The sequence below is a fragment of the Clostridium sp. Marseille-P2415 genome (assembly GCF_900155545.1).
GTDB lineage: Bacteria > Bacillota > Clostridia > Lachnospirales > Lachnospiraceae > Lacrimispora.
Genome location: NZ_LT732525.1, coordinates 111,318 through 125,560, shown reverse-complemented (window position 1 = coordinate 125,560; position 14,243 = coordinate 111,318). Strand labels below are relative to the sequence as shown.

Below are 14,243 nucleotides of genomic sequence, written 5' to 3'. Positions count from 1 at the left end.
GCCAGATAATGGTTACCAGACTTTTAATGTGTTTATTCTGAACAGTTAATATTTTTCAGAATAAGTGCATTGAAAGTCTTTTTCTTTTCCCTTTTATGGCAATAATAATCAGAGACTTAAGTACATTTTGATGCGGGCCGTCCAAAAAGGGCGGCAGAATGGAGGAAGGTTTGAAAGACTGGTATCAAAAAACAGAAGAAGAAATATTAAAAGAACTTCACACGACAAAAGAAGGATTGAGCGCGGAAGAAGCTGCCGGGCTTCTTGCCAGCAAAGGGGAGAATGTTCTGGAGGAGGGAAAGAAAAAAAGCACCCTTCAGGTATTTGTTGAACAATTCTGCGATTTATTGGTAGTCATTCTGATAGCGGCGGCTGTCATTTCCATGCTTTCCGGAAATGCAGAGAGCACCATCGTTATTATTGCGGTTATTGTCTTGAACGCCATTCTGGGTACGGTGCAGCATGAAAAGGCGCAGAAATCCCTGGCGAGTTTAAAATCCCTGTCATCTCCCAATGCCAGGGTGATCCGCGGCGGGCAAAAAATTGAAATTGATTCAAAGTATGTGGTTCCGGGAGATATACTGCTTCTGGAAGCAGGAGATATGGTGGTGGCTGACGGAAGGATCTTAAATAATTATTCCCTTCAGGTAAATGAGAGTTCCTTAACCGGCGAATCCACCAACGTGGACAAAGAAGAAGGAACCTTGGAGAAGGAAGTGCCTCTGGCTGACCGGACGAATATGGTTTATTCCGGCAGTCTGGTTACTTACGGAAGAGCCGTTGTGGCAGTTACGGGCACCGGGATGGATACGGAAATCGGAAAAATCGCCAGTCTGATGAATGCCACAAAGGAGAAGAAAACACCGCTGCAGGCCAGTCTGGACCAGTTTTCCAGCCGTCTTGCCATGGTCATCATGGTCATCTGTGTTATAGTATTCCTTTTAAGCATTTACCGGAAGATGCCGGTTCTGGATTCTCTGATGTTTGCGGTGGCCCTTGCAGTGGCTGCGATCCCGGAGGCTTTAAGCTCGATTGTAACCATTGTCCAGGCCATGGGAACCCAGCGGATGGCAAGGGAAAATGCCATTATAAAAGAGCTGAAGGCAGTGGAAAGTCTGGGCTGTGTTTCCGTGATCTGTTCGGATAAGACAGGAACGCTGACCCAGAATAAGATGACGGTCCAGGAGGTCTATGTGGATAACCGGACGTATAAGCCCGACGATTTAGACCTCCGCAGCCAGCTTCACAGGTATCTCCTCTACGATGCGGTCCTGACCAATGATTCTTCCATTGTGGAAGGAAAGGGGATTGGAGACCCTACCGAGTATGCGCTCCTTGAAATGGCAGGGAAAGTCAGCGTAAGCCATGATATTATACGGGATATGATGCACCGTCTGGAGGAACTTCCATTTGATTCGGACCGCAAGCTCATGAGCACCAAGTACAGGCTTCATGGGATCCATACCATATTAACCAAAGGAGCGGTGGATGTTTTATTAGACCGGACTACCCACATCCGAACCTCAGAGGGTGTGAGAGAACTGACTGAAAAAGACCGGGAAGATATCTTAGAACAGAATATGAAGTTTTCCCGCAATGGCCTGCGGGTTCTTGCCTTTGCTTATAAGGAAGTGGATGAGGAACACGTTCTTTCCTTAAATTCTGAGAATGGTTTCATTTTCCTCGGGCTCATTTCCATGGTAGACCCGCCCAGAGAGGAGTCTAAGGCCGCGGTAGCAGATGCAAAACGGGCCGGAATCCGGCCGGTGATGATAACCGGAGACCACAAGATTACGGCAACTGCCATAGCAAAGCAGATCGGGATTTTTGAAGAAGGCGATATGGCGGTGACCGGTGCGGAGCTGGACGCAATGACCGATGAAGAACTGGATCAGAACATTACAAAGACTTCTGTTTATGCCAGAGTGTCTCCGGAGAATAAGATCCGGATCGTGGATGCATGGCAGCGCCGCGGAAATATTGTTTCCATGACAGGAGACGGAGTCAATGATGCCCCTGCATTAAAGAAAGCGGACATCGGAGTTGCAATGGGAATCACCGGGACAGAGGTGTCCAAGGACGCGGCCTCCATGATTCTGGCAGACGATAATTTCGCTACGATTATCAAAGCCGTTGCAAACGGACGAAACGTATACCGGAATATAAAGAATGCCATCCAGTTTTTACTTTCCGGCAACATGGCAGGGATCCTTTCGGTTCTTTATACCTCGATCATGGCTCTTCCGGTGCCGTTTGCCCCGGTTCATCTGCTTTTCATTAATCTGCTTACAGATTCGCTTCCGGCAATTGCCATCGGCATGGAGCCTGCGGAGCATGATCTGCTCAGCCGGAAACCAAGGGATCCCAAGGAGGGGATCCTGACAAAAGAATTTATGCTTAAGATATTACTGCAGGGAGCGCTGATCGCCGCATGTACGATGACGGCTTTCCACATTGGATTAAGAAATGGCAGTACCTCCACCGCCAGCACCATGGCCTTCTGTACGCTGACGCTGGCCCGGCTGTTCCACGGTTTTAACTGCAGAAGCAGCCATTCCATCTTCCGGCTGGGATTTTCCGGCAACTGGTACAGCCTGGGAGCATTCGTGGCCGGTGTTTCATTGCTGAGCCTTGTAATGTTTGTACCATTGCTCCGAAAACTGTTTTCCGTTACGGCCCTTTCCGGGGTTCAGATCGGTATTATATATGGTCTTGCAATCATACCTTCTCTCATCATACAGTTTATAAAAGTATTAAAAGAGAGCAGAAAATAATCCCTGAGAAAAAGAGGTTCAATCTTTGAAAAAAAGAGTTGAACCTCTTTTTTAAAAATGATAAAATACTTCCGTATCTAAAATTTCATACAGAGGAAAGGAACGACATGACAGGACAACCTTCATTCAAATTCAGAAATTGCGGACCGCTGTCCAGGCGGACAAAATTTCAGATTCTTGCCCTGGTGCCGATTTATTTTATTGTTGCAGGATTCTTGCTGCAGCCGTTTGATGAAATCTGGAGGGGTATCATTACGATCGTCAGGGAGCCGGATTTCCTGATTACGGATTACATTGCCATTGGGGGCATTGGAGCCGCGTTTGTTAACGCGGGCGTATTAACTTTATTAAGCATTGCAATTGTGTATTTTCTGGGTATGGAGATGAGCGGCCATACGATAACTTCATGCTTCCTCATGTTTGGTTTTTCTTTGTTTGGGAAAAATATCCTGAACATATGGGCCATCATGATGGGAATCTGTTTGTATTCTTATTATCACAAAACTTCCATAACACGTTATATTTATGTGGGCTTTTACGGGACCTGTCTGTCCCCGGTCATTACGCAGATCATGCAGATCGGCAATCTTCCTTTGGCGGTCAGGCTGATCCTAAGCATTTTCGTCGGGCTGAGCATTGGTTTTGTGCTCCCGCCTTTATCTACCCATACTCATTACTCTCATAAGGGATATTCCCTTTATAATGTAGGTTTTGCTTCCGGCATCATTGCCACGGTTATTGTATCCCTGATGAAATCATTTGGGATTGATATTGAGGCCAGGCTGATCTGGTCTGTGGGCCAGAATGAGCTGTTTGCCAGGCTGCTCCTGTTTTTATTTCTTGGAATGGTGATATTTTCCTTCCTGTTATCGGACAATGTCGGAAGGCGGTACCTGGAAATATTAAAAACCTATGGCATCAGCGGGACCGATTATGTAAAAAGTGAGGGCTTTGCGCCGACCTTACTTAATATGGGAATTAACGGCATTGTATCAATGTTGGTCATACTGATGGTGGGAGGCGATTTAAATGGACCTACCATCGGCGGGATATTTACCATTGTGGGATTCAGCGCTACAGGGAAGCACATCCGCAACATCTTACCGGTCATGGCGGGAGTCATTCTGGGAGGCGGTACTAAAATCTGGAGCATTACGGATCCCAATGCGCTCTTAGCCCTTCTTCTGTCCACAACACTGGCGCCGGTTGCAGGGGAATTCGGAGTTATCGCAGGAATCCTGGCAGGATTCCTCCATTCTTCCGTGGCCCTTAACGTGGGGATCGTATATGGAGGGATGAACCTTTATAACAACGGGTTTGCAGGCGGCCTCATCGCAACCTTCATGGTGCCGGTACTCCAATCCATCCGTGACAGGATCGCCAGGGCCAAGACTCATGTATCGCTGTAGGTAACGATTATAAAGCATACTTTGCAAAGTCATTATGGCATTAAGATGAGAAAAGGGTTATACTATGGGAGGAATGAACAGTAAGGCAAAAAGAAAAATCAGAGGAAAGCAAAAATGTTATATCAGATAAAGGATGGAACAGTCACCGCCGGCGGGAATCTGATTCTGTCACATATTGATTTTGAAATACATGGCAAAGAAAAAATAGCGGTAGTGGGAAATAACGGGGCCGGCAAAACGACGCTTTTAAGGCTGATTGCCGGTGAACTGGACTTAGACCGGGATGATAGAAGGGAAGGCCCGGGAATCCTCTGTTCCGGGAAGCCGACTGTGGGGTATTTAAAGCAGCAGGCATTTGCGGACAGGGACAGGACAGTCTGGGAAGAGCTTTTATCCTCCTGTCCCTGTCCGGATTCCTTTGCCATAGAGCGGTTTGAATATGAGCGGGAGTACGATACGCTTTTTACCGGACTGGGATTTTCAAAAGCTGATAAAAAAAAGAAGCTTTCTGAGTTTTCCGGCGGTGAACAGACAAAAATCGCCCTGATACGCCATCTGCTTTTAAAACCGGATATTCTGCTTTTGGATGAACCCACCAACCATCTGGATATCGAAACAACGGAGTGGCTGGAGCAGTATATGAAGCAGTATGAAAAAGCGGTGGTTATGGTATCTCATGACCGGTTTTTTCTGGATCAGACGGTATCTGTCGTGTATGAGCTGTCAGGGAGGAGGCTTACCCGCTATCCGGGCAATTACACGCATTACCGGGAAGAGAAGGGAAAGGCGGTCCGGCTTCAGACAAAGGCTTATGAACGACAGCAGGAGGAGATCAGGCGTTTGGAGGCCATAGTGGAACGGTTTAAGAATAAGCCGAACAAAGCGGCGTTTGCCAGGTCGAAAAAGAAGGCGGTCGAGAGGATCGTTCCGGTTCCAAGGCCGGAAGAGAACGATATCCATATGTTTACCGGACCTTTGGAGCCGGCCTTTCCAGGCAGCAAATGGGTGTTTGAATCAGAGCACTTGAAAATCGGTTATGATAAACCTATTTTAGAGATAACCATGAGAATCCGCAGAGGTCAGAAGATCGGAATCCTTGGTTCCAACGGCGCCGGAAAAAGTACATTTTTAAAAACGGCTGCAGGACTTTTATCTCCTGTTTCCGGGGAATATTCCCTGGGAAATCAGATCACCATCGGCTATTTTGACCAGCATTCGTCAGAAATGAATTCCACAAAAACCGTGGCAGAGCATTTCCATGATTTATTCCCCTCCCTGACGGAAAAAGAGGTCCGCAGCATTTTGGGGGCGTACCTGTTCGGAGGAAAGGAAGCCGGGAAACGGGTGGACCTTCTGTCAGGGGGAGAAAAATCCAGGCTGGTCCTGGCGGAGCTTTTGCAGAGCAGACCCAATTTCCTGATCCTGGACGAGCCTACCAATCATATGGACATAAGGGCAAAGGAAACCCTGGAATCTGCATTCCGCGCATATACAGGGACCATTTTATTTGTATCCCATGACCGCTATTTTTTAAGCCGGGTGGCAGAATCGGTTCTGATATTTGAGGACCGGACTGTCTTTTCCTATCCTTTTGGCTATGAACATTATCTGGAGCGAAGAAGAAAAGCGGAGAGCGGAGATGACATTGCCGCACGGATGAAGGCTGAGGAACAGGCTCTGATCGCCGGGATGCGGGCTGTCCCAAAAGCAGAGCGGCACAGGCTTAAAGAGATTCCGGTGGAGGAAGCTTATTTGGACTGGAAGCTTGGTCTGGTTTTAGAAAGGCTTTTGCCGGCAAAGGAACGGGTGGAAGAATTATCTTCCTGCGTGGAAATGATGAAGGAAAAGTGGATGGAATCGGAAGAATTCTGGAACGGCGGACCATGGGAAGAAGCCGGAGACTATGAAAGGTTAAAGGAAGAATGCCAAAGGGCATGGGAAGAATGGGAGGCGCTTTGCCTGGAATGGTATGATACGGCTTTTGAAGAAACTATGTGACACAAAAAAAGCGGGTGGCATTGACGAAAGATCCGTCAATGCCACCTGCTTTCTCAGTATTTTCCGGAACCGTATCCGGCAGCCGGTCTGGCGTTGGATTCCGGATCCAGGCTCTTCCTGGCAGGAACGTACTCTTTACGGAAATCCGATTCTTCTCCGTTTAATTTGAATTTCCGGACTTCCTGCTGTAATGTCTGAGACTGGGCCGCCAGCTCTTCGCTGGAGGCAGAGCTTTCTTCTGCGGTAGCTGCGTTTGTCTGTATTACGGCAGATACCTGTGACAGGCCCTGATTGATCTGCTCGATCGCAGCCACCTGTTCGGTAGATGCAGATTCGATTTCCAGAATCGCCTGTTCAACGAGTTTTGATTTCTCAGCGGCCTCTTCAAGGATCCTTGCGGCTTCGGTTGCCATTTCTTCGCCTTCGGAAATGGTTTCCACGGAATGCATGATAAGGTTTGCTGTTTCTTTGGCAGCTTCCGCAGATTTCGTTGCAAGATTGCGTACTTCGTCAGCAACAACCGCAAAGCCTTTTCCGGCGTTGCCGGCACGGGCTGCTTCAATTGCGGCGTTTAAAGCAAGGATATTTGTCTGAAAGGCGATATCTTCAATCACTTTTGTGATGTTGGAAATTTCTTCTGAGGCTGTTCCGATTTTGTTCATTGCGGTGTTAAGGTTCTGCATGTGGGTATTGCTTTCAACCACTCCGGCCCCGGCCTGCTCCATATACGAAGAGGCTAAGCGGACATTGGTGGCGTTTTGATCTGCCTGTCCTGCCACTGTGGAAATGGCTGCGTTAAGTTCCTCAACGGTTGCAGCCTGCTCGGTAGAACCGGATGCAAGCGCCTGTGCAGCAGAGGATACCTGCTCTGCACCGGTATTGACCTGATCGGCAGCTTCGCTGATAAGAAGCAGCGTCCGGTTGAGATCTCTTTCAATCTTCTGCAGTGCAAGACCCAGTACATCCTCTCCGGAACGAAGGGGTACTTCCTGTGTAAAATCACCATTGCTGATTTCTTCCGCTATCAGCACCTGCTTGCGGATGCCCTCCAGCATTTCGGTAAACGCAGAGGCAAGCTGGCCGGTTTCATCCTTGGAATTAACATCCTGAAGGTCAATATCCAAATGTCCCAGGGCGATTTTGTTCGCAGCTTCCACAACCTGTCCGATGGGCCTGCTGATCATTCGGGATATCTTAAGGCTTAAATATACCGCAAAAACGGTACCGGCCACAACAATGATGCAAAGAATTACAGTCAGCATAATTGCTGTTGAATCATTTGATCTGCTGGTTTGATGAGCCATACTCATGCGAAGATTAACCAGCTTGTCGAAATTGTCATATATCTTTTGAATGTTATCCGATTCCTGGCTAAGAGCGGTTAATGCAGCGTCCTTATCTCCGGCTTTTGCTGCGGTGAGACATTTTTGTATAGCAGGGTCATAAGCATCGGTAAATATCTGTGTTGATTCATCAAGCAAAGCAAGAGATTCCGCATTTTTAATGCTTGTACGATAAGCAGCGGCACTGCTTAAAAAATTATTTTTTTCAGTCAGATAATTTTGCTCCAGGGTTTCCGTTTCCTTTGCATCACCTGCATGGATAATCATTGCATTGGAATCCGCACGAAACTGATACAAATTTTTAGTTGCAGTGATCAGGTGTTCAATGGGGGCCGTTTGTTCTTCATACATAAATGTATCCATTTTATTGATCTGAAGCATGCCAAAGATGCCCACGCCGCCGATTAAAAGCATTGTAATTACCATGCTTAAAAAAGCTGTGAGCAGTTTTCGAGTAATACTAAAATCGCTGAATTTTTTCATTCTGATAGCCTCCTGGTTTTCTCATTCGTTTTTTATGTATAATTGCTTCTATTTCGTCTGCCATGTTCCTCAAAACACGAACTGCTGTATACGTCACAACGTCCGAAGCTCCGTTTTCGGTATACAATAAAAAACAATATTTTGCGGACATTACGAAGTTCGCAGTTTAACCAAGACTGTGTTATGCCGGCTGAAAATCTCTGGTTTTACTGGATTTTCAGGCAGTTATGACGGAAGCAGTGACGGCGATTGCTGCAAGTTCCATGCTTGCCAGATGCATATCATTGAACTTTTCAATTGCTATTTTTTTCTGTTCCATAAGGGAATGAACATAAACATTCATGGTTATAGCAACATTGGAATGTCCCAGTATCTCGCTCACCGTTTTAATATCCACGTTAAGTTCCAGTGCTCTCGTAGCAAAGGTATGGCGGATCGCATGGAATTTACGATCCTTGACGCCTGCTTTTGCCAGCACCTTTTTGTACAGCTTTTGGTAGGCGCGGGGATCAAGGGGGTTATCGGTTCCCGTTAATATATAATAGTTCTCTTTTTCCGCACAAAGAATATATTCCTTTGCTATTCTTATAAGGAACGCCGGAAGGGGGATCTTTCTTGAGGAGGTCCGGCTTTTAGGCGTTCCGATATTCAGAGTAGTTTTATTTTCGTTTGAATCGAAATTTTTGGTTCGGGTTACCGTACGTTTAATGGACATTGTTCCGGCCTCTATATCAAAATCACTCCATTTAAGAGCACAGAGTTCTCCGAGGCGTATTCCGGAATAAAAGCACAGAACTATGCCAAGAGCCCGTTTATCCTCAAAGTTCAGCGCTGTCAGTTCAATAAGCCTCTGTTCATTCGTGGTAAAGATCTGCACCTCATTCTGCTCTGTCTTTGGCAATTTGACTGATTCCAGAATGATGGAACAATCCCGGGAATTTTTCAGTATTTCCCGCAAGGCTGTTTTGAATACCGCAAGTATTTTTTTCTTGTATGATACAGAAATGGAAGCATCCTCTTTCAGAGATCTCACAAATCCGGAAACCGAATCTGCTGTAATTTGTGTATTCTCACTCTTTGCAAAATATGGAATGACATATTTTTGGATGCAGTTATAATAGCTTTCATAAGTAGAGGGCTTTACCCGTTCAAGAGTTTCCCCCTCCAGCCAGGCTTCAAATAGCAGGGCCGCATTTTTGACCGGTGAAAGGTGCTTTTTTTCAATCGATTTTCCGTTCTCTAAGAAATTTTTCATCTTTTCTTTGACCAGCCGATAATTTTTGCCATAAAAATATTGATACTTTCCATCCTCTTTTAACTGCCTGCCTTCCCAGCGGCCATCCTTGCGTTTATAGATATTTTCTCCTCTACGTGGCATATTCAAATTGCTCCTTTTCGATGTGACGTAATTTTTGACGGCGAATGTTTTGAAATTCGCCTGAAATGCTTCATATTTTTTATTAAAATCCATTTGAATTCTATTTTCAATACTATTTTTCTTTCGATTGACAAACAATAATCCTATATTATATAATAAATGGTGTCGATATTTGTCTAAATAGGGGGGCGTGGTTTTGGTTAAACTGCGTCTTTTATTGCAATTAATGACAATAATTATCAATAAAGCATAGCAAATGGATATGTTTATGGGAAGTATGTGAAAATGTGTGTATCTAATAAAAAAAACACTATATTGAAAGTAAAATATGGAAAAAATTTCATTATATAGAAAAATATAAAATATTATAAAGAGAAAATCATTATTCAATAAACTATACAGATAATTTCTGAACTCTTACTTTTATTTTCCTTTATCCGAAATTATGCTTCATCCATTTTTCATTTCATGCGTTGCCCTGTCATCACTCCTTTTGGAAATACCAGAAATCTAATTTCCAATTCATCATATTGGATATAATTATAATGATTTCTTGAAAACTTGCTATATACAATTTTTTCCATTTTTTCTGTTTGATTGATGGAGTAACTGAAAGGAATTCATATGGAAATAATCGGGAAAGAAAATGCTGATATGATGTCAGAAAGTGCATATAAACCACCTGGAAAACGGAAAAGAGAAAAATTCAGACGGGTTATCAGCCTTGCGGCGATAGCCCGTCTTTTGCGGTTAAGGCCGGTATTAAGAGAAAATATAAACTGCATTAAACCGGTCATTTCTATAAGGGTCATAAAACCCGTCGCTGATATCCCAGCCTTTAAATTCCTCTTTGCGGAAAAGAAGGTGTTCCGCCCGGTGAGAGCGCATGGGGATTTCTCCTATCAATACTCCTTTTCTCGCCACACGTAAAAGTTCTTTTGTCGCCCTGTCTGCATATTCCTTATCGTCAAAATAAAGATAAACTCCGTAGCAGATGACCTTGTCAAAGGATTTGTCCTTAAAGGGCAGGTCTGCGGCTTCACCGGTTAAAACAGAGTGATGAAGAATTTCAATATGCTTTTGAACCAGCGTAGGGGAGTAGTCGATTCCTACGTAATCACAGTCCAGATATTGAGCCAGAGCCCCGGCGCCGCAGCCCACTTCCAGAACCTTGTCGTCCTTCTGTATATCCAGCCGTTTCGTTATCTGATAAGCGACTTCTTCCATATCCACCTTCGTGGCTTCGTAGCCGTCGTATGCCAGAAGGTCCGTGGCAGAGCCCTCTTTCAGTCCTTTCCGCGTCCAGATCTGTTTCCAGGTTTCCTGTGTTGTTTCCTGTGCGTTCATATTTGCCTCCTTATGATTAACGTAATATATGTTTCAGCGCATCCGCCAGACGCTCGTTGTCTGCTCTTGTTCTGACTGCGATGCGGATAAACTCCCTGCCTTCCATTCCCGGCTTGTGGGATAGATCCTTTACCAGAATGTTGTAGCGGTTTAGTAACAGCTCCGCGATCTGGGAAGCGGAACAGCCGTCAATTATTTCACACATGATAAAATTGGCTTCAGAAGGGTAAAGCTTCAGCTGCCGGATGGAACGGAGCGACCGGTACAATTCCTCTCTGGTGCCTTTAAAACGTTCCAGGGCTTCGTGGTAGTCTGATTGGTATTTCTCAAAGATCTGGAGAAAATATTCTGCCAGTGAGTTGATGTTCCATATGGGAAGCTCCTGCCGTACCAGGTTTAAAATCTCCGGATTGCTGCTGGTGAGCAGCCCTAACCGTAATCCCGGGATTCCGTAAGATTTTGAAATACTTTTTATAAGAACCAGGTTCTCGTATGCATCCAGTATCTCCTGGCTCATAAGAGACGGCGATTCCTCTGCAGAGGAAAAGTCAATAAAGGATTCATCCAGGATGAAAACCGTGTTCCTTGCCTTGCAGTATCCGGCAAGGGAGAGGACATCAGCCTTTGGAATATAATTGCCTGTCGGATTATCCGGATTGACAAGGACCAGGGCATCCAGCTCCTTATCCTTATAAAAGTCCATAATATCCTGTGCCGTATAGGTGAAATCCGGGGAAGGAACAGCGAAAGGAATTGCATTCTGCGCACAGCTTCCATATTCCTCAAAGGACGGGCGCAGAACACCGACGGCATTTTTGAAGCTGCGGATCAAGGGCTTGATCAGCTCTGCTGCTCCGTTTCCGGTGAGGACCTGGTTTCTGTCCAACCCCAGGGATTTTGCCGCCAGCAGGTTATTGACATCAAGGCCGGAAGGATAACTGGTGGCAAGCTCTTCAAAACTGGCTTTTATTTCTCCCATTAACCGGCTGTTGGGGAAATAGGGATTGACCAGGTAGCAGAAATCCAACAGGCCGGGATACCGCCAGAAGCCGCCGTAACGCCTGGATAACCGGGTAAGCCTGCTTTGGGAGTCCGTAAATATGGATTCGGCGATATCCAGATCCTGTTCATCATCAATCTCATACCAGAAGCCATTTTCCAGTCTGGTGGCTTTTAAATCATGGTCATCCAAAAGGGAAATGACCTTTAGCACCTGTTCATAGTATTCGTTGTTCCCCAAAGCCTTGCTGTATGCTTCCAGAAACGGGACATAGTGGGTGGCGGAAAAGCTGCGGCTGAATTTATAAATATTGACGGTTTTGTAGTAGGTATGAATATCCTCGAACTTAAAATCCTTCCGCGTCAGGAATTTCATGATATTGTCCTGTTCATCCAGTAACACGACCGTCCCATCCATCCAGCTTTCAAAATGGGCGACCAGAGCCAGATTGGGATAGGGATCGTTTATGATCTGAGTGAGCACCTCCTGTTCAAAGATTAAGTCCGATTCCAGGAGAAGCGTATCATCCTTAAGCAGGTGGTCTTTTGCCAGATAAAGGGAATAGATATTGTTTGTTGTTTTGTAGACCGGGTTGTCGATGTATGTGACCGGCGTATGTATGGAGAGGGAGGCGATAAAGGAACGCAGCTCTTTGCCCTTATGTCCGGTTACTATGATGATCTGGTTCAAATGGTAATGATCCAGCTGTTTTAACATGCGCTCGATCATGGGGATACCGTTTACATGAACCATACATTTGGGCTGATTTTCCGTTAGCTTTTTTAGACGCCGTCCCATTCCGGCTGCCAGAATAATTGCTTGCATAATACCCTCCTTTTGTTCAAAAAAAGATAAATATTCCATTTAATGAACATCATAGCAGTTTGTAATTGCTGTGTCAAGAGGTTTAAATAAATATTTCCATTTTATCTGCTTAACAGAAAATTTACTTAAAATTTACTGCTTGCTGATAGCAGAGGGCCTGTTGTTATAGTAAACTCAACTCAAAGAATAAAATTCCTCCGCCGGCAGTAAATCAGGAATAAAATTCTAAATTGTATTATATTTTTTAAAACTATTTTGCAGGACACTTTTAAAATCAATATTCAGAGGTGATAATGATGAAAAAAATTTTTACGAAAATTGCAGCTATGGGATTGGCTGGGGCAGTTTTTCTTACTGGCTGCTCATCTTCGTGCGGGGAAACCGTATCGTCGCAGGCGGCAGGTGAGAGCAGGGAGAAAACAGTTATTGAGTATTGGAATATCAATTCGGAAAGCGTCGGAGGCAAGACGGTTAAAGAGTTAATTGATAAGTTTAATGCGTCAAACGATCATATTGAGGTAGTAAACAGGTACAATGCGGATGAATATAAGGGACTTATGCAGAACCTTCAGGCTGAGGAGGCCGCCGGAAACGCGCCGGCGATTGTTCAGGTTGGGTGGACCTATCTGAATTATTTCGCCAACAATTTCACGTATACCGGGCCACAGGATGTTATTGACCAGTATTTTCCGGAAGATAAGGATTTCTTAAGCAATAATTTTCTTCCGAATGTTTTAAACCTCGCTGCTACAAACGACGGGGAGCAGGTCGGGATGCCTTATTCGCTTAGTACGCCGGTCCTCTTTTACAACGCGGACCTGTTAAAACAAGCAGGTCTTCCGGAAGACGGACCTGCGACGTGGGAAGAAGTGATCAGCTTTTCAAAACAGATCAAAGAACAAACCGGCAATTACGGCTTTTACACAAGGGAAGGTCCGGACAGCTGGACTCAGCAGGCATTGATTGAAAGCAACGGCGGTAAAATGATCACAACTCAAAACGGCAAGACGAAGGCTGCATTCGCATCCGAAGAAGGTATTAAAGCGTTTCAGGCATATGCCGATATGGTCTTAAAAGATGAATCAGCGATCCATGCATCATGGGACGAAGGCTTCCAGGCGTTTTTAAACGGAAAGGTTGCGATGCTGCATACTACAATCGCATTTATGGCAAGTATAGAAAAAAATGCAACGTTTGATGTCAGGGCGGTAAGCTCGCCGGTCTGGGAAGGCAAACAGAGAGTCGTACCCGCGGGCGGCTGTTTCCTCGCAATCACAGCAAAGGATGAGGAGCAGAAAAAAGCTGCCTGGGAGTTTATGAAATATCTTTATAGCGTCGAGTCTATGGCGGCATGGACAAAAGGCACGGGATATGTCCCTCCGCGTAAAGATGTTATTGATGCAGAAAACGGCCTGAAATCCTTTGTTGAGGAAAACGAAATGTTCAACGCTGCGGCATCACAAATGGAAGGAGTGACATCATGGGCATCGTTCCCCGGAGATGCCGGACTTGAAGCAGAACAGATGCTGATCGATATCAGGGATCAGATATTAAACGGTTCCGTTGGAGCCAGGGATGGCCTCACGGAAACGCAAGATAAAATTAATGATTTATTAGCTGATCAGTGATATGAAAGGCAGGAGCGATCCTGTTCCTGCCTTTCGCATTCAATCAAAAAAGCAGAGG

At 45.3% G+C, this 14,243-nt stretch carries 8 protein-coding genes; 4 read left to right on the top strand and 4 right to left on the bottom strand.

What is annotated here, in order from left to right; genetic code table 11:
* Window positions 1-170 precede the first annotated feature (170 nt).
* From BQ9856_RS00610 to BQ9856_RS00600, 3 genes are all read left to right on the top strand, one after another.
* Window positions 171-2,774, top strand: coding sequence for a cation-translocating P-type ATPase (locus BQ9856_RS00610; protein ID WP_077609975.1), 2,604 nt, complete (start codon window positions 171-173; stop codon window positions 2,772-2,774).
* Window positions 2,775-2,881: 107 nt separating this feature from the next.
* Window positions 2,882-4,183 carry a DUF1576 domain-containing protein gene (locus BQ9856_RS00605; RefSeq protein WP_077609265.1) on the top strand — a complete coding sequence of 434 codons (1,302 nt, stop codon included), beginning with the start codon at window positions 2,882-2,884 and terminating at the stop codon, window positions 4,181-4,183.
* Window positions 4,184-4,297: 114 nt separating this feature from the next.
* Window positions 4,298-6,181 carry an ABC-F family ATP-binding cassette domain-containing protein gene (locus BQ9856_RS00600; RefSeq protein WP_077609264.1) on the top strand — a complete coding sequence of 628 codons (1,884 nt, stop codon included), beginning with the start codon at window positions 4,298-4,300 and terminating at the stop codon, window positions 6,179-6,181.
* A gap of 53 nt (window positions 6,182-6,234) precedes the next feature.
* Here BQ9856_RS00600 and BQ9856_RS00595 read toward each other — a convergent pair whose 3' ends face one another.
* The 4 genes from BQ9856_RS00595 to BQ9856_RS00575 all read right to left on the bottom strand — a co-directional run bounded on the left by BQ9856_RS00595 (window position 6,235) and on the right by BQ9856_RS00575 (window position 12,557).
* On the bottom strand, window positions 6,235-8,007 hold the full coding sequence (locus BQ9856_RS00595) for a methyl-accepting chemotaxis protein (RefSeq protein ID WP_077609263.1): 1,773 nt from the start codon (window positions 8,005-8,007) through the stop codon (window positions 6,235-6,237).
* Window positions 8,008-8,224: 217 nt separating this feature from the next.
* Window positions 8,225-9,385, bottom strand: a complete 1,161-nt coding sequence (locus BQ9856_RS00590; protein WP_077609262.1) for a tyrosine-type recombinase/integrase — start codon at window positions 9,383-9,385, stop codon at window positions 8,225-8,227.
* 762 nt (window positions 9,386-10,147) lie between these two features.
* Window positions 10,148-10,732, bottom strand: a complete 585-nt coding sequence (locus BQ9856_RS00580) for a class I SAM-dependent methyltransferase (RefSeq protein ID WP_077609260.1) — start codon at window positions 10,730-10,732, stop codon at window positions 10,148-10,150.
* Window positions 10,733-10,748: 16 nt separating this feature from the next.
* A complete protein-coding gene (locus tag BQ9856_RS00575; protein WP_077609259.1) occupies window positions 10,749-12,557 on the bottom strand; it encodes an aminotransferase class I/II-fold pyridoxal phosphate-dependent enzyme in 1,809 nt (602 codons plus the stop codon).
* 293 nt (window positions 12,558-12,850) lie between these two features.
* Here BQ9856_RS00575 and BQ9856_RS00570 point away from each other — a divergent pair, with 293 nt between their 5' ends.
* Complete coding sequence (locus BQ9856_RS00570) at window positions 12,851-14,185, top strand: ABC transporter substrate-binding protein (protein ID WP_442855451.1); 1,335 nt, start codon at window positions 12,851-12,853, stop codon at window positions 14,183-14,185.
* Window positions 14,186-14,243: the final 58 nt, after the last annotated feature.